22 protein-coding genes are annotated in these 22,275 nt (G+C 75.5%); 8 read left to right on the top strand and 14 right to left on the bottom strand.

The window, feature by feature from the left end; translation table 11 throughout:
- Positions 1-12: 12 nt before the first annotated feature.
- From ACWDD9_RS12600 to ACWDD9_RS12555, 10 genes are all read right to left on the bottom strand, one after another.
- Positions 13-981, bottom strand: coding sequence for an alpha-ketoacid dehydrogenase subunit beta (locus ACWDD9_RS12600; protein WP_416873816.1), 969 nt, complete (start codon positions 979-981; stop codon positions 13-15).
- Positions 978-2,066, bottom strand: a complete 1,089-nt coding sequence (locus ACWDD9_RS12595) for a thiamine pyrophosphate-dependent dehydrogenase E1 component subunit alpha (protein WP_449811582.1) — start codon at positions 2,064-2,066, stop codon at positions 978-980. Before ACWDD9_RS12595 ends, ACWDD9_RS12600 begins: the two co-directional genes overlap by 4 nt.
- Positions 2,063-3,997: a 4-hydroxyphenylpyruvate dioxygenase gene (hppD, locus tag ACWDD9_RS12590; RefSeq protein ID WP_449811581.1), complete on the bottom strand. Its 1,935-nt coding sequence runs from the start codon at positions 3,995-3,997 to the stop codon at positions 2,063-2,065. Before hppD ends, ACWDD9_RS12595 begins: the two co-directional genes overlap by 4 nt.
- Positions 3,998-4,120: 123 nt before the next feature.
- Positions 4,121-5,419 (bottom strand): beta-ketoacyl-[acyl-carrier-protein] synthase family protein, encoded by a 1,299-nt coding sequence (locus ACWDD9_RS12585; RefSeq protein WP_449811580.1) that lies wholly within the window; start codon positions 5,417-5,419, stop codon positions 4,121-4,123.
- Positions 5,416-7,032 (bottom strand): class I adenylate-forming enzyme family protein, encoded by a 1,617-nt coding sequence (locus tag ACWDD9_RS12580; RefSeq protein WP_449811579.1) that lies wholly within the window; start codon positions 7,030-7,032, stop codon positions 5,416-5,418. Before ACWDD9_RS12580 ends, ACWDD9_RS12585 begins: the two co-directional genes overlap by 4 nt.
- 329 nt (positions 7,033-7,361) lie before the next feature.
- Positions 7,362-7,931 carry a beta-ketoacyl synthase N-terminal-like domain-containing protein gene (locus ACWDD9_RS12575; RefSeq protein WP_449811578.1) on the bottom strand — a complete coding sequence of 190 codons (570 nt, stop codon included), beginning with the start codon at positions 7,929-7,931 and terminating at the stop codon, positions 7,362-7,364.
- Positions 7,928-9,085 carry a beta-ketoacyl synthase N-terminal-like domain-containing protein gene (locus tag ACWDD9_RS12570; RefSeq protein ID WP_449811577.1) on the bottom strand — a complete coding sequence of 386 codons (1,158 nt, stop codon included), beginning with the start codon at positions 9,083-9,085 and terminating at the stop codon, positions 7,928-7,930. The genes ACWDD9_RS12575 and ACWDD9_RS12570 overlap by 4 nt, the downstream gene beginning before the upstream one ends.
- Positions 9,082-9,348 carry a hypothetical protein gene (locus tag ACWDD9_RS12565; protein ID WP_074004875.1) on the bottom strand — a complete coding sequence of 89 codons (267 nt, stop codon included), beginning with the start codon at positions 9,346-9,348 and terminating at the stop codon, positions 9,082-9,084. The genes ACWDD9_RS12570 and ACWDD9_RS12565 overlap by 4 nt, the downstream gene beginning before the upstream one ends.
- Complete coding sequence (locus ACWDD9_RS12560) at positions 9,345-9,620, bottom strand: acyl carrier protein (protein WP_049653814.1); 276 nt, start codon at positions 9,618-9,620, stop codon at positions 9,345-9,347. The genes ACWDD9_RS12565 and ACWDD9_RS12560 overlap by 4 nt, the downstream gene beginning before the upstream one ends.
- A gap of 93 nt (positions 9,621-9,713) precedes the next feature.
- Positions 9,714-11,138, bottom strand: coding sequence for a class I adenylate-forming enzyme family protein (locus ACWDD9_RS12555; RefSeq protein ID WP_449811576.1), 1,425 nt, complete (start codon positions 11,136-11,138; stop codon positions 9,714-9,716).
- Positions 11,139-11,318: 180 nt separating this feature from the next.
- On the opposite strand from ACWDD9_RS12555, the gene ACWDD9_RS12550 reads away from it, so the two are divergent.
- The 4 genes from ACWDD9_RS12550 (at position 11,319) to ACWDD9_RS12535 (ending at position 15,672) form a co-directional block, all read left to right on the top strand.
- The gene (locus ACWDD9_RS12550; protein ID WP_449811575.1) at positions 11,319-12,419 is read left to right on the top strand and encodes an alpha-hydroxy acid oxidase; all 1,101 of its coding nucleotides are present in this window, start codon (positions 11,319-11,321) and stop codon (positions 12,417-12,419) included.
- Positions 12,420-12,605: 186 nt separating this feature from the next.
- Positions 12,606-13,382, top strand: coding sequence for a class I SAM-dependent methyltransferase (locus tag ACWDD9_RS12545; RefSeq protein ID WP_074004873.1), 777 nt, complete (start codon positions 12,606-12,608; stop codon positions 13,380-13,382).
- 38 nt (positions 13,383-13,420) lie between these two features.
- Positions 13,421-14,356, top strand: a complete 936-nt coding sequence (locus ACWDD9_RS12540; protein WP_074004872.1) for an alpha/beta hydrolase — start codon at positions 13,421-13,423, stop codon at positions 14,354-14,356.
- Entirely contained in the window at positions 14,353-15,672 is a 1,320-nt protein-coding gene (locus ACWDD9_RS12535) for an aminotransferase-like domain-containing protein (RefSeq protein WP_449811574.1), read from the top strand. The genes ACWDD9_RS12540 and ACWDD9_RS12535 overlap by 4 nt, the downstream gene beginning before the upstream one ends.
- 63 nt (positions 15,673-15,735) lie before the next feature.
- Here the strand turns inward: ACWDD9_RS12535 and ACWDD9_RS12530 are convergent, their stop codons facing one another.
- The 4 genes from ACWDD9_RS12530 to ACWDD9_RS12515 all read right to left on the bottom strand — a co-directional run bounded on the left by ACWDD9_RS12530 (position 15,736) and on the right by ACWDD9_RS12515 (position 19,211).
- On the bottom strand, positions 15,736-16,500 hold the full coding sequence (locus ACWDD9_RS12530) for an ABC transporter permease (protein ID WP_074004870.1): 765 nt from the start codon (positions 16,498-16,500) through the stop codon (positions 15,736-15,738).
- Positions 16,501-16,620: 120 nt separating this feature from the next.
- On the bottom strand, positions 16,621-17,595 hold the full coding sequence (locus ACWDD9_RS12525; protein WP_049653828.1) for an ATP-binding cassette domain-containing protein: 975 nt from the start codon (positions 17,593-17,595) through the stop codon (positions 16,621-16,623).
- Between the two features lie 117 nt (positions 17,596-17,712).
- On the bottom strand, positions 17,713-18,915 hold the full coding sequence (locus ACWDD9_RS12520) for a glycosyltransferase (RefSeq protein WP_449811573.1): 1,203 nt from the start codon (positions 18,913-18,915) through the stop codon (positions 17,713-17,715).
- A complete protein-coding gene (locus ACWDD9_RS12515) occupies positions 18,912-19,211 on the bottom strand; it encodes a hypothetical protein (protein ID WP_449811572.1) in 300 nt (99 codons plus the stop codon). Before ACWDD9_RS12515 ends, ACWDD9_RS12520 begins: the two co-directional genes overlap by 4 nt.
- 142 nt (positions 19,212-19,353) lie before the next feature.
- Between ACWDD9_RS12515 and ACWDD9_RS12510 the strand changes: the two genes are divergently transcribed.
- The 4 genes from ACWDD9_RS12510 (at position 19,354) to ACWDD9_RS12495 (ending at position 22,168) form a co-directional block, all read left to right on the top strand.
- Positions 19,354-20,286, top strand: coding sequence for a 3-oxoacyl-[acyl-carrier-protein] synthase III C-terminal domain-containing protein (locus ACWDD9_RS12510; RefSeq protein ID WP_049653834.1), 933 nt, complete (start codon positions 19,354-19,356; stop codon positions 20,284-20,286).
- Positions 20,287-20,413: 127 nt separating this feature from the next.
- Positions 20,414-20,704 (top strand): phosphopantetheine-binding protein, encoded by a 291-nt coding sequence (locus tag ACWDD9_RS12505; protein WP_049653836.1) that lies wholly within the window; start codon positions 20,414-20,416, stop codon positions 20,702-20,704.
- Between the two features lie 4 nt (positions 20,705-20,708).
- Positions 20,709-21,494, top strand: coding sequence for a hypothetical protein (locus ACWDD9_RS12500; RefSeq protein ID WP_449811570.1), 786 nt, complete (start codon positions 20,709-20,711; stop codon positions 21,492-21,494).
- Complete coding sequence (locus ACWDD9_RS12495; RefSeq protein ID WP_449811569.1) at positions 21,491-22,168, top strand: 4'-phosphopantetheinyl transferase family protein; 678 nt, start codon at positions 21,491-21,493, stop codon at positions 22,166-22,168. The genes ACWDD9_RS12500 and ACWDD9_RS12495 overlap by 4 nt, the downstream gene beginning before the upstream one ends.
- The last annotated feature ends 107 nt before the right edge of the window (positions 22,169-22,275 follow it).

Here is a 22,275-nt window from a genome sequence, read left to right as displayed (position 1 = left end):
GGGCGCGGTCGGTCAGCGGTGCTTCAGCACGAGGTCCAGCGCGTGCCGCAGCTGCTCGCGGCCGGGCTGGACGGCGCGGTCGAGGGCGGGGGCGAAGGGCAGCACGGCGCCGTCCGGGCGGGTGATCCGTCGGGGCGGGGCGACCAGGCGCATCTCCTCGGCGGCGGTGGCCAGCACCTCGGCACCGAAGCCGCAGCTGCGGTTGGAGTCGTCCAGGACGACCAGGCGGCCGGTGCGCTCCAGCGAGTCGGCGAGCGCCTGCCAGTCGAAGGGGTACACCGTGCGCGGGTCGAGGACCTCCACCGAGACCTCCGGCGCCAGTTCCTCGGCCACCGCGAGGGCGTCGTGCACCAGGTGCCCGAGGGCGACCACGGTGACGTCGCTGCCCGGCCGGTGGATCCGGGCCCGGCCGAGCGGGACGGGGACGAGGTCCCAGGTGACGGTCTCGCGCACCGGCATCGCGGCGGCGGGCGCGAACACCACGACCGGGTCCGGGTCGCGGATCGCCGAGCGCAGCAGCCCGTAGGCGTCGGTCGGGGTGGCGGGCACCACGGTCTTCACCCCGGCGTGCGCGAACAGGCTGTACGGGTGGTCGGAGTGCTGCCCGGCCCAGCCGTCCCGGGAGCCCGAGCCGGGCACCAGGCAGGTCAGCGGGACGGTGGCCTGGCCGCCGGTCATCAGCGAGAACTTGTGGGCCTGGTTGACGAGTTGCTCGAAGACCAGGAACAGCAGCGACGGGATCTGGAACTCCAGCACCGGGCGCCGGCCGGCCAGCGCGGCGCCGACCGCCATCGAGGTGAAGGCCTGCTCGGAGAGCGGGGTGTCGACGATCCGGCCCGGCCCGAAGCGGTCCAGCAGGCCGAGGGTCGGCCCGGCCAGACCGGCGCCGATGTCCTCGCCGAAGACGCAGACCGCCGGATCGGCGGCGAGTTCGTCGGCCAGCGCCCGGTTGAGCGCCTTGGTGTACGAGAGCCTGGTCACGGCGTCGCCCCCGCCCGGGGCCGCAGCCCGTCGGCGTACAGGTGGTCCAGTGCGCCCGCCGGGTCCGGGTGCTCCGATGCGAGCGCGAACTCCTCGGCGGCGGCGAGCTGTTCGGCCACCGAGCGGTCCAGCTCGGCGACCGTCGCCGGGTCGAGCAGGGCGGCGGCCCGGGGGAGCGGGTCGCGCTCGCGCCAGGCGTCGACCTCCTCGGGGGAGCGGTAGCGCAGCTTCATCCGGCGCTCCATGGTGTGGTGGCCCTCGTAGCGGTAGGTGCGGCAGGCCAGGAAGCCCGGGCCGCGGCCGCGGCGGGCCCGCTCGACGGCGCGCAGCGCGGCGGTGCGGACGGCCTCGGTGTCCATGCCGTCCACCTCCTCGGCGGGGATGCCGAAGGCGGCGGCCCGGCCGGTGGCGCTGCCCGCGACGGCGGTGGCGGCGGGCAGGGTGGTGGCGTAGCCGTTGTCCTCGCAGACGAACAGCACCGGCAGGCGCCACATCGCGGCGAGGTTGAGCGACTCCAGCAGGACGCCCTGGTTGAGCGCGCCGTCGCCGAAGAAGGCCACCGCGACCGGGCACCGGCCGACCTCCGGGCCGTCGGTTCCCGGCCCTTCGGTTTCCGGCCCTTCGGCCGTCGTCCGTCCGGGGTTGACAGCCGCCCAGGCCGCGCCGACCGCGATCGGGGCACCGGCGCCGACCATGCCGTTGGCGCCGAGGATGCCCAGCGAGAAGTCGGCGGCGTGCATGGAGCCGCCCCGGCCGCCGTTCGATCCGCCGACCCGCCCCAGGAGCTCGGCGAGCAGCCGGTGCGGCGCGGTGCCCCGGGCGAGCACGTGGCCGTGGCCGCGGTGGGTGCTGGCGAGCCGGTCGCCCGGGCCGAGCGCCGAGCAGACGCCGACCGCGACGGCCTCCTGCCCGATGTACGGGTGGATGCCGCCGGGGATCGCGCCGGACTTCACCAGGCCGAGCGCCAGCTCCTCGAAGCCGCGGATCAGCCGCAGCATCCGGTAGCGTTCGGCGGGGGTGTCCAACGGGGCGGGGCCACCGGGCAGTGCGGCGCCCTCGCCGGCCGGGTGCGCGGGAGCGGTCACGGCCGTCCCCGCCAGACCGTCGGGCAGAACCGCGGGTCGGCGTAGTCCGGCCGGCCGTCGTCCGTCCGGCCCACCAGCACGTCGTGGTTGTACACCACCGGCTCGCCGTCCGGCCGGTCGTGTCGGCGGTACTCGTTGGCGCCGTCCTGGAGGTGCAGCGAGACCGCCCGGCGCGGGAAGGAGGCGAGGTTGGGGCCGCTGCCGTGGTAGGTGCGGCAGTGGTGGAAGGACATGTGGCCGCGCGGGATCAGCATCGGGACCTTGCGCACCCGCTGCCCGTTGTGGGCGGCGTTGGCGGCCAGGATGGACTCCAGCTCGGAGCCGTCGCGGTCGGCGAAGTGCCGGGTGGAGTCCTCGCCGGAGGGCAGCTCCCGCCAGCGGTGGCTGCCGTCGACCATGGTGATGGTGCCGTTCTCCTCGCGGCAGTCGTGGAACGGGATGAAGGCGGTGAGCATCTCCTCGGAGCCGCAGGTCTGCCAGTAGTGCTTGTCGAAGTGCCACGGCACCCGGTTGCTGGGCTCCTCGGGCACCGGGGGCTTGTAGATGAGCGTCGACTGGAAGACCCGGATCTCCGCGGAGCCGGCGAGCAGCGCGGCCACCGCGCCGACCAGCGGCTTGCGCAGGATCGCGCCGATCGCGTCGCTCTCGTAGTGCACGTAGTCGTTGTGCCGCTGGACCGGCCCGTCCTCGGGCCGCCAGGAGGCCAACCGGGGCGGCCGGACGGGCAGTTCGCGGTCCCGGTGGCCGGCGTAGTACGCCTCGGTGGCGGCCTGGAGGGTGTCCAGCTCCTCGTCGCTGAAGAGCCTGCGGGAGAGGTACCAGCCGTGCTCGCGGTAGTGCGCCACCTCGTCGGGGGTGGGCAGCAGGGCGCGCTCGGCCTCGGTGAGCCGGAACGCGGGGGCGGCGGCCGTCGGCCGGGCCTGCTTCGGCTGTGCGGGGGCGGGCCGGTCCTCGGCGGCGGGGCCGTGCCGTTCGACGGCCTCGTAGAGGGCCTTGATGTTCGCGGTGCCGAAGGTGCCCGCTCCCTGCCGTTCGATCAGTTCGAGGAAATAGGTGCGCCGGGGGTGGGTCGAGCGGGCGAAGATCTGGAACAGCTGGCCGCCGTGGTCCTGGTCGACCAGGACGTGCAGGTCGCGCAGGGTCGCCACCGGGATGGCCGTCTCGCCGAAGCGGTCGGCCAGGGCGTCGAAGTAGGCGTCCGGCGTGGTCAGGAACTCCACGCCGCGCTCCCGGGCGGTCCGGACGGCGCCGGCGATGTCGCGGGTGCTGAAGGCGAGGTGCTGGACGCCGGCCCCGCCGTGGGCGGCGAGGAACTCGTCGATCTGGCCGGGGCGGCGGGCGGTGTCGGGCTCGATCAGGGTGAAGGTGACGCCGCCGGAGGCGCTCTGCACCACCTTGGAGTCCATCGCCTGCTCGCCGACCTCGATGTACTCCTCGAAGATCGTGCGGAAGTCCAGCGCGTCCTCGCAGAACCGTACGGCCTCCGCGAGCGTGCCGGCCGGCAGGCAGATCGCGACGTGGTCGAGGCCGTCCAGCAGGCGGGGCTCCGGGGTGGCCTCGGCGTCCGGCAGCGGGACCAGGCGCAGCGCGGTGTCGCCGAAGCCCTCGATCAGGGCGCCGGCCCGGTCGAGCACCCGGGCGCCGTGCCGCTCGGCCCGCTCCAGTGCGGCCGCCGGGTCGGCGCAGCCGAGGGCGAGGACGGCGACGCCGTCCCCGTGCCGGGTGACGTACTCGGCCACCGGGTGCTCCGGGTCGGCGGCGGAGGTCAGCCGCAGCCGGATGGTGCCCTGGCGCAGCCCGATGGTGCGGGAGCCGTCCGGGGCGGTGGCCGGGGCGTCGGCGGTGAAGCCGAGGTCGGCGCTGAGTCCGGCCGCGGTCTTGTCGGCGTCCGCGCAGTGGAACTCGACGTGGGTGATGGTCTGGATGGACAACGGGATCTCCCCCCGGGAGGGATGGTGGATCGAGGATCGGGGCGCGCCGGCGCCGCGCGGCGGTGCGCGGCGGGCGACCGCGGTCGGGTGGCGGCAGTCGGACGGCGGCTGTCGGCGGTACCGCTAGCGGGCGGTCCGGGTGGAGGCCGGGCCGAGGATCAGGCTGAGGTTGTGGCCGCCGAAGGCGAAGGCGTTGCTCAGCGCGGCGCGCACCGGGACGGTCCGGGCGGCGCCCCGGACGTGGTCCAGGTCGCAGGCCGGGTCGGGGTCGGTCAGGTTGAGGGTGGGCGGCAGCGTCCCCCGGGCCACCGCCAGGGCGGTCACCGCCGCCTCCAACGCGCCCGCGGCGCCCAGCAGATGGCCGGTGGCGCCCTTGGTGGAGCTGACCGCGGGCGGCTCGGCGCCGAAGACGGCGCGCAGCGCGGCGGTCTCGGCCACGTCGCCGAGCTTGGTGCCGGTGCCGTGGGCGTTCACGTAGTCGATGTCACCCGGGGCCAGGCCCGCGTTGGCGAGCGCGGCGCGCATCGCGTCGGCGGCGCCGGTGCCGTCCGGGCGGGGCATGGTCGGGTGGTGGGCGTCGGTGGAGGCGCCCCAGCCGAGGACGTCCGCGTAGCCGGCGGCGCCGCGCGCCTCGGCGTGCTCGGCCCGCTCCAGGACCAGGACGGCGCTGCCCTCGCCGAGCACGAAGCCGTTGCGGCGGGCGTCGAAGGGCCGGCTGGCCTGCTCGGGGTCGTCCCAACCCTGCGCCAGGGCACGGGCGTTGGTGAAGGCGGCGGCGATGGTCGGGTGCAGCGAGGACTCGGTGCCGCCGCACACCACCACGTCGGCGTCGCCGGCCCGGATCAGCCGCAGCCCCTCGGCGATCGCCTGGGCGCCGGCCGCGCAGGCCGTCACCACGGCGGAGCTGTAGCCCCGGATGCCGTGCTTGATGGCGATCCGGGCGGCGGCCATGTTGGAGAGCATGCCGGGCAGCAGGTACGGGCTGACGCCGGGGCGGCCGCGCTCCAGCCGGCGGTGCGACTGCTGCTCGAAGGTCTCCAGTCCGCCGCCGCCGGTGGCCAGCACCACGGCGGTGCGGTGCGGGTCGGCGTCCCGGCCGACGGCCAGTCCGGCGTCGGCGAGCGCGTCGTCGGCGGCGGCCAGGGCGAGCAGCACGAAGCGGTCCACGCAGCGGGTCTCGGTCGGCGGCAGCACCTCCCGGCCGTCCACGGCGGGGGCGAGCCCGGCGGCGGGCAGCCAGCCGTGTGCGGCGTGGCCCTCGGGGACGGCGCGCAGGCCGGAGCGGCCGGCGGTGAGCGCCTCGAACACCTCGGCGGGCTTGCGGCCGAGCGGGGAGACCAGGCCGATGCCGGTGACGACGGCGCCGGGGCGCGGGGTCGTGCGCCCGCCCCGCTCGCCTGCTCGCACACTCCGCTCGCTCATGCGCCCACCGCCGCGAGGTGGGTCTCCCGCAGCAGGACCTTGCGGACCTTGCCGGTCGGGCCGAGCGGAATGTCGTCGGGGGAGACCACCAGCACCTTGCGGACGGTCGCGGCGGCGGCCTCGTCCAGGGCGGCGACGACCGCCCCGGTGCGGTCCGCGGCCGGGTCGGCGTCCGAGACGAGGAGCAGCAGCACGTCGGTGACGACGCGCTCGCCGTCCCGGACCGCGACCACCGTGCAGTCCAGCACGTCCGGGCAGGCGGCCAGCACCCGCTCCTCCGACATCGCGGTGAACAGCCGCTTGCCGCCGCCGAGTTCGACCGAATCGACGGCCCGGTCCACGTGGTAGTAGTAGCCCTCCTCGTCCCGGTACATCAGGTCCCCGGTGAGGAAGCGGCCGCGCAGCCGGGTGCGGAAGGTGGTGGCCGAGTCGTTCCAGTAGCCGAGCGCCAGGGTCGGTGAGGCGGTGGCGAGTTCACCGACCTCGCCGGGCCCGAGCGGCTCGCCGTCCGGGCCGACCACCTCGCAGTCGACGAAGGCGTGCGGGCGGCCGACGCAGCGGCCGTAGCGCTCGGTGCCGGGGCCGTGGGTGATGAAGAAGTGCGAGTGCCCCATCTCGGTGGAGCCGAGGCCGTCCACGAACAGCGAGCCGGGCAGCCGGGTGCGGCCGGCCCGGGTGACGGTCTCCCGGCTGCCGGTGGCGATCAGGCGGCGGATGTGCACCTCGTGGGCGCAGTCGCCGGTGTTCCACCAGAGCGCCACGGAGGTCAGGTCGCGGGTGGCGAGGTCGTGCCGGGCGAGGTCGGCCCAGGTGGCGGCGAAGCCGATCACCCCGGTGGGCCGCCACCGCTCGACGGCCTCCAGCACGCCGTCGCCGGACTGCCGGGAGAGCACGGCGAGTTCGGTGTGCGAGCTGAGCGCGAGGTTGAGCGCGATCAGGGTGGCGGCGTGCGGGGCGGGCAGCGCGCTGAGCATCCGGTCCTGGCCCTGCGGGCGGGGCAGCCGCAGCCGGTGGCGGATCGCGGCGTACAGGCTCGCGTGGGAGTGGACGACGGCCTTGGGCATGCCGGTGGTGCCGGAGGAGTGGGTGATCGCCACCGGGTCGCCGGACCAGTGCCGGTACGGCTCCGGGGCGGCGTCCGGGTCGCCGGCGCCGAGGGTGGCGATCTCGGGCAGCAGCGGCGCGCCCGGGTCGTGGCCGGCCAGTGCGGCCAGGTGGGCGGGGTCGGCGAGGACGCCGGCCGCGCCGAGGCGGGCGATGTAGCGGGCGGCGCGCTCGCCGTCCAGGTTGGGGTTGAGCAGCGCGGGGACGGCGCCGAGCCGGGCCAGGGCGAGGAAGGCGAGCACGTGGTCGGCGGCGTCGCTCGCGTACACCACCACCGGGTCGCGCCGGGTGATGCCCAGGCCGTGCAGCGCGGCGGCGCGGGCCCGGACGGCGCGGTCCAGCTCGCGCAGGGTGAACGGCTGCCAGGCGGGGTGGTCGTCCACCGGGGTGTCGAAGCTGAGCAGCGGTACGTCCAGGTCGAGCCCGAGCGCGATCCGGGCGGTGAGGACGTTGCCGGCGCCCACGTCGGGGTCGTCCGCGAGCTGGGTGCGGAGGCTGCGGATGGTCACGGGGGTGGATCCCTCCCTCGGGGCCGATGGACGGCCCGGGCGGCTGATCGGGTGGCAGGGTCGGTCGGCCGCGCGGGGGCGGCGGGTGCGGTCGGCTGCTCGGGCGGCGTGCGGCGAATGGCGTGCGGCGAGTGGCGGGCTGCGTGCGGTCGGTCGCTCGGGCGGCGGGTGCCGGGAGCGAGGCGGGGACGGGCGGGGGCGCTGGTGTGCCGGGTGCGGCTGCGTCAGGCGCCGGGCCTCGATGGTTCCTACGGCCGGGGGCGGTCGCGGGGTTCAGTCCGGGTGGCGGTTCGGGCGGCGGTTCGGTCCGGTCGGAGGGTTCGGAGGGGTCAGTCCGGCCGGTTCCCCGCCGCCGGACCGGCGAGCAGGACGGCCGCGGCCAGGTCCCCGTCGGGCGTCTGCTCGACGGCCACGGCCAGCACCAGATCGGCGTCGCCGTCCTGGAGCAGCAGCGCGGCGAGTTCGAACGCCTCGGCCGGGACCACGCCGGGTTCGGCCTCGGCCGGGCAGATCGCCACGATCGGGCCGGTCAGGCCCCAGCGCGCGGAGACGTGCCCGAGGACGGCGTTGGGGTTGGACTGGAAGAACAGCAGCGGGCCGGTCCGCTGTCCGGGTTCGGCGCTGCGCTCGATGGCCCGCGCGGTGTCGAGGTCGCCGCTCGCGCTGGCGAGCAGCAGGGCGGTCCGTCCGGGGGCGGGCGGTTCGCCGTGGTGGGCGCGCAGGCAGTGCTCGGCGGTGTCGGCGACCAGCGGGTTGAAGGCGGAGGAGGCGAAGCCGGGCAGCGGTGGCGGCGGCCCGTCCAGGCCGGGTGCGGGGCGGCGGGCCTCGGCGAGGATCCGCAGTCCGTGGGTGTGGTCGGCAGGGGTGTTCTCGGCGGTGGTCATGGCGGTGGCGGTCATCCCGGGGCCAGCAGGAGGGCGGTGTTGGCGCCGCCGAAGGCGGAGTTGAGGCTGAGGGCGTACGGCGGCCTGGCGGCGTGCGGGCCGTCCAGGACGAGGTCCAGCGCGAGGTCCGGGTCGGGGCCGAGCCAGCCGGCGTTGACCGGGAGCAGGCCGGTTCCCAACGCGCCGATGGTGACGGCGAGTTCGAGCAGTGCGGAGGCCTCCAGGGCGTGCCCGTGCACGGACTTGCTGGAGCTGACCGGCAGACGGTCGGTGTGCGGGCCGAACACCCGCCGCAGGGCGCGGGCCTCGGCCCGGTCGGCGAGGGTCGAGCCGGTGCCGTTGGCGTTGACGTAGCCGACCTCGGCCGGATCGACGCCCGCGCGGGTGAGCGCGGCACCGATCGCCCGGGCCGTCCCGTCGCCCTCCGGTTCCGGGCGGCAGACGTGGTGGGCGTCCCCGGCCCGGCCCCAGCCGGCCAGCCGGGCGAGCGCGGGCGCGCCGCGCCGTTCGGCGGCCGGGGCGGACTCGACCAGGACGGCGGCGGCCGCGTCGGCGAGCAGGGTGCCGGTGCGGCCGGCGCTGAACGGGCGGGCCTCGCCGTCCCGGGCGAGCGCCCGTCCGGCGTCGAAGACCGCGAAGACGCCCGGTCCGACCAGGTGCCCGGCCGCGACCAGGACCCGCTCGTGCCGCCCGGCGGCGACCAGGGCGGCCGCGTCGGCGACGGCGGTCGAGGCGGCCACGCAGGCGCCGTTGTACACCCGGGTGACACCCGGCGCGCCCCACCCGGAACGGACCCCGGCGGCCACCGCGTCGGCGGTCGCCCGGGTGCGCTCGTCGCTGTGCAGGGCGAGCAGGACGGGCAGTCCGGCGCCCTCGGCGGCGGTCAGCCCGGCCTGCCCGCAGGCCTGGCTGATCGCGTCGAGCACGGCCCTGGCCAGGGGGAAGGTGCAGGCCAGGGGCACGGTGTCGGGGAACAGCGCGGCCCGGGTGGTGCGGCGGGCGCTCACGTCGAAGCGGGTGACCGGGCCGGACAGGGCCTTGCCGTGGGTGGCGGCCTCGGTGAGCGCGGCGAGCCCGCGCCCGGCGGCGCTGAGCACCCCGACACCGGTGACCACCGGGCGGTCGGCCGCCCGGCCTGGTGGGCCGGAGCCCGTGCCCCCGGGGATCACGGCCGGGCGCCCGCGCGGTCGGCGAGGACGGCCTCGCGCAGCAGCCCGGTGGCGTCGTCGACGGTGCGCACCGCGCCGAAGCGGTCGTCGTCCAGGTCCAGCTGGAGTCCGTACCGTTGCTCGAACTCGGCGACGAGCCAGGTGAGTTCGAGCGACCCGAGGTCTTCGGGCACGGTGTCGACGGCGCGCTGCCCGAACGCCGCCAGCATGGTCAGGACCTCGGCCCGGTCCGGCAGGGCGTCGGGGAGCGGGGAGCCGGTCACGCGGCGCTGCCGGAGGTGGCGGCGAGGGCGTCGACCCGGCGGGCGACGTCGCCGGTGAACTCGTCCAGCGTCATCAGTGCGGTGGTCTCCATCTCGTCCAGGTCGAACTTGATCCCGAACTCGTCCTCGACCTGCACCGACAGGTCGGCCAGGGCGAGCGATTCGAGGTCCAGCCCGGCCGGGCCGAGGTCGGTGTCCCCGGTGACCTCGGAGACGTCGTACTGCATCTCGGCGAGTGCCGCCAGGACGAAGGCGCGGATGCGGTCCTGCATGGTGGGCTCCTTGTCGGGGTGGTGGTGCGAAGGGGTCGGGGCGCGAAGGGGTCGGGGCGCGGCCGGGTGCGGCCCGCGCGCCGGTGGGCGCGGTCAGCCGGCGGTCGCGGTCGCGCGCAGGGCGGCCGGGTCGCGCAGCAGCTTTCCGGTGGCGGTGCGGGGGAGGCGGTCCAGTCGGGCGAGCCGGCGCGGCCGCTTGTAGGCGGCCAGGCGGCGGGCCAGCCCGTCCTGGACGGAGGAGAGGTCGGTCCCGGGTTCGGTGGCCAGGTAGGCCTCGATCGCGCCGCCGTCGAAGACCACCACGGCCTCGCGGACGTCGGGCAGCGCGGTCAGCGTCTGCTCGACCTCGGTGAGGTCGACCTTCAGGCCGCCGATCGAGACCTGGGAGTCCAGTCGGCCGAGCACGGTGACCGGGCCGTCGGCGGCCAGCTCGGCCGCGTCCCGGGTGTGCAGCCAGCCGTCGGACCAGCGGGTCGGATCGTCCAGTCCGGGGTACGGGGAGGACTCCGTGCCGATCTGCAACTCGCCCTTCACCAGGCGCAGTCGCATGCCGTGCACGGGCCGCTTGGCAGGGTGGAGCGTACCGGAGAGGTCGGTGGCGATCACCCCGGTCTCGGTCATGCCGTACATGGTGCCGAGCGGGACGCCGTACCGTTCGGTGAACAGCGCGGGCAGTCCCGGGCGGACGAGTTCGCCCGCCACGACCATCCGCCGCAGCCGGGGCAGCGGCGGGGGAGCGACCGCCCCCGCCAGCAGTTCGGCGTGGAAGGGCACCCCGATCACGGTGGTCGGCCGGTCGCTCGCGGCGACCTCGGCGAGGATGCCCGCCGCCGTCATCCGCTCCGGCACGGTGAGCGCGACCCGGGCGTGCAGGCTGTTGAGCAGCCCGCCGACCAGGCCGAGCACGTGCACCACCGAGGAGAGCAGGACGACCCGCTCGCCCTCGCGGGGGAACTCCACCAGCCTTCGGTAGCAGTCGAGTTCGCGCAGCAGATCGGCCGCGGTGCGGGCGATGACCTTGGCCGGACCGGTGGATCCGGAGCTGAGCTGGATCAACGCGTGTCCGGTGCGGGCCGGGTGCCCGTCCGCCAGCGGGACGGCCACCGGCTCGACTTCGGAGAAGCCGCGCAGGGCCGCCGCCGACCGATGGGCGGAGCCTACCAGCACCTGCGGGGCCAGCCGGGCCACCGCCGCGTCGATCTCGTGGTCGGTCAACCGGTGGTCGAGCAGGGCGACTTGGGTGCCGAGGCGCCAGCACGCCAGCAGCACCGCGACGAACGCCACCGAGGGCGGCAGCCGCAGCGCCGCCGTCCCGCCGGGGCCGAGCCCGGCGGCCGACAGCCGTTCGGACTGCTCCTCGACCAGGGCGCGCAGGGCGTCCCGGTCGAGCGGTGCGCCGAGGCGCAGGCACTCCTCGCCGCCGGGTCCGGCCAGCAGCAGCCGGTCGACCCAGGAGTCCGGGGCGTCGGAGTGCGGCAGGAGGGCAGGCGGAAGTACGGAGGGGAGAAAGCCGGTCAACGCGGCTCCACACAAGTGAGGGGATTTTGACATGAACGCCGTTAACAAATCCGAACGGCCAATTCCGTGGCCAGACCATGGCACAGACGTTTGGTCAAATCAAGGTCTATACCAATGTGGTCGTTGCTCCTACGCTGCCGAAGCAGGACCGGCCCGCGTGTGGCCGTCCTGGAACGAGGAATGCCCGTGGGACTTCTCACGCTGGCCGGGATCGAGCGTGCGGCGCACGCCCAACTCCCACCGGAAATCTGGGATTTCATCGAAGGCGGCAGCGGCGCCGAACGCACCCTGACGGCCAATCGGGAGATGTTCGGACGCCATGCGCTGCGCCCGCGCACCCTGGTCGACGTCTCCGCCTGCGACCCCGCGCTGACCCTGCTCGGCGCACCGCTGAGCCTCCCGCTCGGCATCGCCCCGATGGCCTACCACCGGCTGGTCGACCCGGAGGGGGAGACCGCCACCGCGCGCGCCGCCGGCCGGGCCGGCGCCCTGCTGGTCGCCGGCATGTTCGCCAGCCGGACGCTGGAGGAGATCGCCGCGGCCGCCACCGGCCCGCTCTGGCTCCAGCTGTACTGGCTGCGCGAACGTGCCGTCCTCGCCGCCCTGGTGGAACGCGCCGAGGCGGCCGGCTACGGCGCGCTCGTGCTGACCGTGGACGCCCCCAGGATCGGCCGCCGGCTGCGCGACCTGCGCAACGGCTTCGCCGTCCCGTCGGCCGTCCGCGCGGTCAACCTGGACCAGGCCCTGACGGCCGCCAGCCACCGCGCCACCGCCGGACGTTCGGGCATCGCCGAGCACGCCCGCGAACAGTTCGACCCCGCACTGAGCTGGACCGACCTGGCCTGGCTGCGCGAACGCACCCGGCTGCCGCTGGTCCTCAAGGGAATCCTCACCGCCGAGGACGCCCGGCTGGCCGTCGAGCACGGCGTCGACGCCGTCCTGGTCTCCAACCACGGCGGCCGCCAACTCGACGGTGCGATGCCGGCCCTGGCCGCCCTCCCCGAGGTGGTCGACGCCGTTCCCGCCGAACTGCCGGTGCTCTTCGACGGCGGCGTGCGCAGCGGCACCGACCTCGCGATCGCCCTCGCCCTCGGCGCCCGCGCCGTGCTGGTCGGCCGCCCCGCGCTCTGGGGCCTGGCCACCGACGGCGAGGCCGGGGTGCACCGGGTGCTCGACCTGCTGCGCGAGGAACTGGAGCACACCATGGCTCTGTTGGGCCGCCCCCGGCTCGCCGACCTGGACCGTACGGTCCTCGTGCCCTGGCCCTGCCCGGCCCGCTGAACCCTGGCCCCCCGCGCGGCCGTTGAACCCGTACCCCCGCGCGACCGGCCGGGCCCGAGCCCCGCACGGCTATTGAACCGCGCGGCTGTTGAACCACGCAGTCGTTGAACCACGCGGCAGTTGAACCGCACCGCCGTTGAACCGCGCCGTACCCGAACCGCGTTCTCCCCCATGGAGGTCCGACACATGACCGAGCAGAACGAACGATTCCCGGGCTGGGACTGGGACGACCCGGACGGGCTGGCTCCCCGGCTGGACGCCTTCAGCGAGCAGGTCGCCACCTGCGACACGCTCGAAGCGCACCCCGGCGGGCTGCCGCGCGACCACCAGGGCCTGCGCGAACTCGGCATCACCGGAATCGAGTTCGCCGCCTTCCGGACCGCCCACCCGGAGGGCCTCGGCACCGACCTCGCCACCCTGCGCAGCCCCGACGCCGCCACCGCGCCCGGCACCCTCTACCGGGTCGACGGCGACCGCTGGTTCACGCAGCTCGACATCGCCGAACCGCTGCCCTTCGCCGACGCCAGCGTCGACTGGGTGTACGCCGAGCACCTGATCGAGCACGTCACCATGCCGGTCGCCGTCGGCTGGCTGCGCGAGGCCCGCCGGGTGCTGCGCCCCGGCGGCGTCCTGCGCCTGACCACCCCCGACCTCGCCCGCTACCTGGTCGGCTACGCCACCGGCGACGGCTTCCTCGGCAAGCACCGGCGCCGGCTGACCACCCTCGGCTTCGGCCCGCCGATGCCCGAGCGCCCCGCCTTCCTGGTGAACCAGATCTTCCGGTACTTCGGGCACCAGTGGATCTACGACCTGGACGAGCTGCGGCACGTCCTCACCCGGGCCGGCTTCGACCCCGACGGCATCCGTCCGTGCGCCTACCGGCAGGGCGCCCGTCCGGACGTCGCCGACCTCGACACGGCCTTCCGCACCGACGAGACCGTGTACGTCGAGGCAGACTGCTGAACCCGCCGCCGAGCCCCGCGCACCGAACGGATCCGCCCATGCCCCTGCACCCCCAGGCCGAGGCGTTGCGCGCCCGGCGCGCGAGCAGCGGGACCCCGCCGCTCTACACCCTCACCCTCGCCGAGGCCCGTGCCGCCGACCTCGCGGACATCCGCGCGGCGGCCGGCACGCCCGAGCCGGTCGCCGCCGTCGAGGAGCACCGCGTCCCCGGCCCCGGCGGCGAACTCGCCCTGAGGCTCTACCGCCCCGAGCCGCCCGGCCGCCGACTGCCCGCCCTGCTCTACCTGTTCGGCGGCGGCTGGACGCTCGGCTCGCCCGACACCAGCGACGCGATCTGCCGCCGGCTCACCAACGCCGTCGGCTGCGTCACCGCCTCCGTCGGCTACCGGCTCGCCCCCGAGCACCCCTTCCCCGCGGCGCTCCACGACAGCCGCGCCGCACTGCTGCAACTCGTCGAACGGGCCGAGGAGTTCGGCGTCGACCCGGACCGGATCGCGGTCGCCGGCGACAGCGCCGGCGGCAACCTCGCCGCCGCGCTCACCCTCCTGCTGCGTGCCGAGGGCGGCCCCGCCCTGCGCCACCAGCTGCTGGTCTACCCCAACACCGACCACGGCGCCGACACCCCGTCGCTGCGCGACCACGACGACCCGGCACTGTTCAACCGCCGCTCGGTGGACTGGTACTGGGGGCACTACCTGGCCGACCGGGGCGACGGCGCCAGCCCGTACGCCTCCCCGCTGCGCGCCGCCACCCTGGCCGGCCTGCCGCCCGCGACCGTGCTGACCGCCGAGTACGACCCGCTGCGGGACGAGGGCGAGCAGTACGCCGAGGCGCTGCGCGCGGCAGGGGTCCCGGTCGAGCTGCGCCGCTACCCGGGCATGCCGCACGGCTTCTTCGCCATGACCGGCACCCTGGACGACGCCGCCGAGGCCCAGGCCTTCGCGGCCGGCTGTCTCCGGGAGGCGCTGCGGTGACGGCTCCGCCCGCTCCGGGAGGCGCCGCGGCGGACCTCCGACTGGACGACCTGCACGCCTCCCTGGCCGATCCGCTGCTGGACGCGATGACCTTCCTCAACGAGGTCACCACCCGCTACCCGGACGCCGTCTCCTTCGCCCCCGGCCGCCCCTACGAGGGCTTCTTCGAGCCCGAGGACGTCCCGGCCTACCTGGAGACCTACCTCGCCCACCTGGCCGACCGCGGCCTCGGCCGGGACGCGGTGCGCACCGCGCTGTTCCAGTACGGCCCGACCAAGGGCCTCATCAACGACCTGGTCGCCCGCGCGCTGGCCAACGACGAGGGCCTGACCGTCGACCCCGGGTCCGTGGTGGTCACCGTCGGCGCCCAGGAGGGCATGCTGCTGACGCTGCGCGCCCTGTGCGCCGGCCCGGACGACGTCCTGCTGGTGAGCTCGCCCTGCTACGTCGGCGTCACCGGCGCCGCCCGGCTGCTCGACCTGACCGTCCGCCCCGTCCCCGAGGGCCCGGACGGCGGCCCCGACCCGGCGGCGGTCCGCGCCGCCGCCCGCGCGGTGCGGGCCGAGGGGCGCCGTCCGCGCGCCCTCTACGTCGTCCCGGACTTCGCCAACCCCTCCGGCACCAGCATGCCGGTCGCGGCCCGCACCGGGCTGCTGGAGGCCGCGGCCGAGGAGGGCGTGCTCGTCGTCGAGGACAACCCGTACGGCTTCTTCTCCCGCACCCCGGGGCAGCGGCCCACCCTCAAGGCGCTGGACCGCCGCCGCCAGGTCGTCTACCTGGGCTCGTTCGCCAAGACCTGCTTCCCCGGGGCCCGCCTCGGCTACGTGGTCGCCGACCAGGAGGTGGCCGGCCCCGACGGGCGGCGCAGCCTGCTCGCGGACGAGCTGGCCAAGCTGAAGAGCATGACGACGGTCAACACGCCCGCGCTCAGCCAGGCCGTCATCGGCGGCATGCTGCTGACCCACGACTGCCGCCTGCGGGCCGCCAACGCCCCTGCCACGGCCCACTACGCGGCGGGCATGGACACCCTGCTGCGGGAGCTGGACCGGCACTTCCCGGCCTCCGTGCGGCGCCGGCTGGGCATCTCCTGGACCCGGCCGGACGGCGGCTTCTTCGCCGTGCTGACGGTGCCGTTCGTCGCCGACGAGGCGGCCATGGAGCGCTGCGCGCGCGACCACGGGGTGCTCTGGACGCCGATGGCGCCGTTCTACCCGGCGGGCGGCGGCGAGCACCGGCTGCGGCTGTCCGTCAGCTCGCTGACGCAGGCGCAGATCATCGACGGCGTGGCGAAGCTGGCGGCCTTCCTGACCGCCTGAGGTCGCGACGGGGACGACGGAGGGGCCCGGCTCATCGCGAGCCGGGCCCCTCCGTGCCGTCCGTCAGCGCACCCGGGTGGAGAACAGCCGGGCCGACCAGTACACCGCCAGGACGGTCATCACCGTGACCACCAGCAGCCCCTGCCAGACCACGTCGTCCCCGGCGTGCCCGGAGAACAGCGCGCGCATGCCCTCCACCGCCCAGTAGAAGGGGTTCCACCTGGCCGCCTGCTGCTGCCACTCCGGCGCCAGGGTGAGCGGCAGCAGCACCCCGGACAGCAGCGCGATCGGCTGCGCGATGGTGTTGACCACCGGCGACATCGCCGCGTCGGTCGGCACCATCAGCGCGATGCCGAAGGAGATCGCCGAGGTCATCAGCGCCAGCAGGCCCAGCAGCAGGTAGGCGAGCAGCAGGTTCAGCGGGCTCACCCGCAGCCCGAACGGCAGCGCGATCAGGGTGATCAGGACGGCCTGCACCAGCAGCGCCACCATCTCCCGCATCGCCCGCCCGAGCAGCAGCGCCAGCCGGCTCACCGGGGTCACCCGCGAGCGCTCGATGATGCCGGACCTGAGCTCGCCGAGCAGGCTGAAGCCGGTGTACAGCCCGCCGAAGATGCACAGCACCGCCAACAGGCCCGGTACGTACACCTGGTAGACGTCGGCGTAGCTGCGCGCGCCTTCCGAGGCGAGCACCTTCTTCAGCAGCGGGGCGAACAGCAGGAGGTAGAACACGGGCTGGATGATGCCGACGGCGATCCAGATCGGGGTGCGGATCATGAGCAGCAGCTGGCGCTGGAAGACCAGCCAGGTGTCGCGGGCGAGCTTCACGGTCTCCCCAGGGAGGTGTGCGGGGCCGGGTGGTGCGGGTCCGGGTGGTGCGGGGTCGGGACTGCTGCGGCGGGCGGCCGCTGCGGGCCGGGACTGCTGCGGCGGGCGCCCGGTGCGGGGTCAGGACTGCTGCAGCGAGCGCCCGGTGCGGGCCAGGAACACGTCGTCCAGGCTGGGCCGTTGGAGCTGCACGGTGCCGGGCGTCAGGCCCGCCGCGTCCAGCGCGCGCAGCAGCTGGGGGATGGCGGCGGCGCCGTCCTCCAGGTACAGCCGCAGCCCCTCGTCGCCGTTCTGCTCCAGCCGGTGTAGGTACGGCTGCGGGCGCAGCACCGCGGCCGCGCGCTCGAAGGCGGCCTCCGCGGCGTCCAGCCCGACCAGGACGACGTCGCCGGAGATCTCGCGCTTGAGCGCCTCGGGGGTGCCCTCGGCCACCACCTGGCCGTGGTCGACGATGGCGACCCGGTCGCAGAGCGCGTCGGCCTCGTCCAGGTAGTGGGTGGTGACGACCACCGTCATGCCCTCGGTGCGCAGCCGGCGGATCTCCTCCCAGACGTACGCCCGGCTGGCCGGGTCCAGCCCGACCGTGGGCTCGTCCAGGAACAGCACCCGCGGCTGGTGGATCACCCCGAGCGCGATGTCCACCCGGCGGCGCTGGCCGCCGGAGTAGGTGGCGCACGGGCGGTCTCCGAACCCGGTCAGGTCGAAGGCCTTGAGCGCGTCGGCGGCGGCCTGGCCGGCCTGTGCCTTGGCCGCGCCGTACATCCGGGCCTGGAGCACCAGTTCCTCGCGGGCGCTGACGTTGTCGGTGGTGCCGCCGCCCTGGGCGACATAGCCGATCCGGCGGCGGACCCCGGCGGGGTCGGTGAACAGGTCGGCCCCGGCGATGACGGCCTGTCCGCCGTCGGGGCGGATCAGGGTGGCCAGCATGCGCAGGGTGGTGGTCTTCCCGGCGCCGTTGGGGCCGAGGAAGCCGTAGATCTCGCCGGCGGCGACCGACAGGTCGATGCCGCGGACGGCGTCGACGGTGGTGTCGTCGCCGCCGCGGCGGGAGGTCTTCTTGCGGTAGGACTTGCGCAGTCCCGTGGTCTCGATCAACGGGAACTCCCGTGCGGGGATGGGCTGCCACGGCACCTGGGAAGGCGGGGCCCGGCACCTGCGGAGGGCGGTGCCGCTGCGACACCCTAGGGCGAACCCCGCCCCGGAAACAATGGCCTAGACCAATGGACGTGCGGTCTCCCGGTCTGCTACAGGGCGCCGGCCCGGGCCCGTTCGGCCGAGCGCCTCCAGCCGGTCCGCCGCGACCACCGCACCGCCCCCGGCCAGCAGTTCCGCGCCGACCTGAACCGCCCGCCGCCGGTACTCCGTGGAGTCGAGTACGGCCCGCAGCGCGCCCGCCAGCCGTTCCGGCGCGACGCGCGCGAACGGCACCCGCAGCCCCGCGCCGGCCGCCGCCACCTGGCCGGCCACGACCGGCTGGTCGTGCCGGATCGGCGCGGTGACCAGCGGCAGGCCGTGCGCCAGCGCCTCGCCCACGGTGTTCATCCCGCCGTGGCAGAGCACCGCGTCCAGCTCGCCGCGCGCCATCAGCTCCAGCACCGGCGCCCGGTCCACCGCCACGGCCCGGGGCGGGAGTTCGGGCAGCAGCCCGCGCGGCGCGGCGAACACCGGCTGCACGTCGTCGCCGCACAGCTCCAGCGCCCGGACGGACCGGGCCAGGAAGTCCGCGCCCAGCTCGCCGGCCAGCGTGCCCATGGTGACCAGCACCCGCCGCCGGCCGGGCAGCAGCCGCTCCCACGGGAAGTCCGGGTCGTGCGGCCGTACCGACAGCACCGGCCCGACCAGCGCGTGCTCCGGCGGCGGGGCCGAACCGGTCAGCGCCGGACCGGTGGTCGCCAGCACCAGGGCGGGGGAGAAGCGCGGGTCCAGGTACTCCTCCGGAGGCAGCGCGGCGCGCTCCCACAGCCCGCGCAGCAGCCCGGCCATCCAGGCCTCGACCTGCGGCAACGCCCGGTAGGGGCGCCCCAGTTCCATCGCCCCCGGCGCGAAGGACGCCCACGGCAGCCCGTGCCGGTGCGCGACCAGCGCGCCCGCCGGGGTGTGCTGGTCGACCAGCAGGACGTCCGGCCGCCACTCCCGCACGATCGCGTCCAGCGGCTTCGCGGTGAACCGCGCGTACGGGACGATGAAGCCCTCCCAGAGCGTGCGCAGCGCGGCCAGCCCGTGCCCGCCCTGGGCCCGGAACGCCCGGGTGCCGGTGCCGAGCACCTCGGCGTGCGGGCCGAGCAGTGGGCGCAGTACGGACTCGGTGCCGGTCCAGGCGACCTGGTGGCCGCGTGCGGTCAGCTCGGCGGCGATGCCCGCGGCCGGGTTGACGTGGCCGGTCAACGGCGGCATCACCAGCAGGAACCGGGTCATCGCGCGTCCTCCTCGGGGAGCAGTCGCCGCAGGTCGGCGACGGTCAGGGCCTCCAGGGCGGCCAGGTCCAGCCCGGTGCGCAGCGCGGCCAGGTCGGCCCGCGGACCGAAGCGCTCGCGCAGCCGTAGCGACAGGTCGGCGAGTTCGGCCTCGTCCAGCAGCAGGTCGCCGTCCAGTCGGGCGTCCGGGGTGACGTGGCGCGCCCAGTCGGGCGGCGCGCCGGCCGCCTCGACCAGCAGGGCCACCAGCTCCGGGTCCAACGGGGCGTCGGGGTGGAGGGGTTCAGGGTTCGGCATGAGAGATCTCCCACCTGCTCGACGGCACGGGGTGAACGCGGCCGCACCGGAGCGCAGTTGGCGGCTTCCGGGGAGCGGCGGCGACGGTGGAGGGGCCCGGGATCACTTGTGCGACCCGGCGGGCGTCGGAATACTAGCCCGGGTGACCGCACTGGAGGCAGTGGCCGTCCACCTCCCCCCACACGCCGTTCCCATCGAGGCGGTGGGCGAGCGCATCGGCCTGACCCCACGTCAACTCCGTCTCTTCCGCCGCTTCCACGGCCTGGACCAGCTACGTCTGGATCCGACCGGGACGCTGCCCGACCTGCTCGAAGCCGCCCTGGACAACCTGCCGGAGCTGCGCGGACGCGAACGCGACGTCCGCTTCGTGATCCATGCCCGCAGCATGCCGGTGGCGGTGCCCCATCCGCTCAACCCGCTGCACGACCTGCTCGAAACCCGTGGCCTGGCGCACGCCGACGCCTTCACGGTGACCCACCACGCCTGCGCGGTGGGCCTGCTGGCCATCGACCTGGCCGGCCGGCTGCTCGCGGCCGAACCCGACCCGGCGGCGCTCGCCCTGGTGCTGACCGGCGAGAAGACCTTCACCAGGGACGCCCAGGTGGTGCCCGAGACCGGGATCTTCGCCGAGGGAGCGGCCGCCTGCCTGGTCAGCGCCGACGGCGAGCGCCACCGGATGCTCTCCTTCGCGGTGCGCCAGCGCCCGGAGTTCGACGGCCGGCTGGCCGAGGACCCGGACCTGCTCGCCCGCTACCAGCGCGAGTACCCGAACGTGATGGTGGAGGCGATCGAGGCCGCCCTGGACCAGGCCGGTCTGGACCTCTCCGACCTGGCCGCGATCCTGCCGCACAACGTCAACCAGGCGTCCTGGCGGATGATCGCGCGCCGGATCGGCTATCCGGTCGAGAAAGTCGTGCTGGACAACGTGCGGTCGGTCGGGCACAGTTTCGCCTCAGACAGCCTCATCAATCTCCACACCGCCACCACGCGGGGGCTGCTCCGCCGCGGCGACCACTACCTGATCGCCGCCGCCGGTGTCGGAGCCACGTTCTCCGCGATGGCCATGCGGTACTGACGGCCCGCCGACTCCTCCGGCGGCCGTCGTCCGCACAGCGACGCCGCATTTCCCACACCACCCCAGAGCCCCGGGGCGCCTGCAAGCCCCGGAGCACACATCCCACGTACGACGGGACGGGACACCCATGTCAGAAGCCGCGGTCCAGACCACCGACCCCGAACTGCGCGAGCGCATCCTGCACGGCATCGGCGAGCTCCTGCCGCGCGTCCTCAAGCGCGAACTGCCCGAGATCCCGCAGGACGCCTGCCTCTTCGACGACCTCGGCCTCACCTCGGCCGGCACCATCGAGCTGATCCTGGAGCTGGAGGAGTCGCTCGACATCCAGGTGGACGTCGAGCAGATCACCGAGGACGACCTGCGGTCGGTCACCAGGCTGGCCGACTACGTCGCCGGGCACGTCATCCCCGAGGACTGACCGGGTGGCCCCCGGTCCCACCGGCCTGCGGATCACCCGGGTGCTCGCCCGCCGCTCCGACGGCCGCTCGGAGACCTCGCTCGACCCGGACCTGCGGGTCTTCGTCTCCGACCTCGTCCGCCCCTACGGCCTGCCGCTGCGCGAGGACCTGCTGGGCGAGGGCGTCGGCCACTCCTACGAGGAGCTGGCCGCCGGACCGCTGCGCGAGGCGCTGGCCGAGGACGAGCCGGCGGACCTGCTGATCCTGGCCTTCGACACCCCGGACGTCCGGCCCGGCGCGCCGTCCTCGCTGGCGCTCAGCCGGTCCGTCCCGGGGAGCCCGCTCTCCTTCGCGGTCTGCGACCAGGGCGGCGCGGCGGCCTTCACCGCGCTGCGGCTGGCCGCCGCCCACCAGCGCACCGGCACCTGCCGCCGGGCCGTGGTGGTGCTCGCCGAACAGAGCGCGCTGCACTACGAACCGTCCGGGCCGGTGCCGTTGCCGGAGCGGCACGCGGTGGTGGTGCTGGTCTGCGAGGAGGCCCCCGGCGAGGGTCTGGCCGTCCGGCAGACCCGGGGCGAGGCCTCCCCGGCGGAGGCGGTCCGGGCCGAGGCCGAGAAGCTCGGGCCGGAGGCGGCGCTCCTGCTCGGCCCCGGCTTCGGGGCCGGGGAGCCCCCGCCGGCCCAGCCGTTCACCGGCCTCTGGGCGGAGCTGGCCGACCACTTCCCGCGCTGGCGGGCGGACGGCCGGCCCGCGCTGCTGGCCGGGCACGACCGCCGGCTCGGCGTGCTCAGCACGCTGGCCCTGCCGTGACGCCGATCGACCTCTGGCTGATCGATACGCGTCAACCAGCTGTGCCGGCCGCTGAGTTGTGGCCGCTGCTCGACCCGGACGAACGTGCCCGGGCGGCGCGGATGGACCCAGGGGCGGGCGAGCGCTTCACCGTGGTGCGCGGCGCCGTCCGGCGGCTGGTCGCCGCCCGGCTCGGCGTGCCCCCGGCCGCACTGGTCTGGCGGTACGGTCCGCACGGCAAGCCCGAGCCCGTGGCGGCCGGTGGGCTGCGGGTCAGCTGGTCTGCCTCGGGGGCGTTCGCGGCGCTGGCCCTCGCCGAGGGGCGGGCGGTCGGCGTCGACGTCGAGCGGCTCCACGACCCCCGGACGGCCGAGCGGATGGCCGCCCGCTGGTTCCCGTCCGAGGAGGCGCGGTTCGTCGCCGAGCCCGTCGAACCGGCCGCGCGGGCGGCGCGGTTCACCGCCCTGTGGTGCCGCCGCGAGGCCTGCGTCAAGGCGTACGGCGGGCGGCTCGCGCAGTCCTTCGGCGTGCCCGTGGGCGGCCCCTCGCCGGTGCTGGTGGCCGACCCGGGCGGGCTCGGCACCGGTCCGTCCCGGCTCCGCGACGTTCCCGTGGCGGAGCCGTTCCGGGCTGCCGTGGCGGCCCTCGGGGAATCGCCGATACATGTCAACTGCCGTGTGTGGAAAGAAAATTGACGATGGATCGGGCCCGTCGAGGTTTGGTCTGGACCAGCTCGCGAGGGCGCTGGTAGCGTCCCGGTCACACCCCCTGTCGAACCCTCCCCGGCCCTCCCCGGCGAGCC

Source organism: Kitasatospora sp. NPDC001119 (assembly GCF_053598475.1).
The sequence above is the reverse complement of the archived record's forward strand: the minus strand, read 5'-3'. Positions and strand labels throughout refer to the sequence as shown.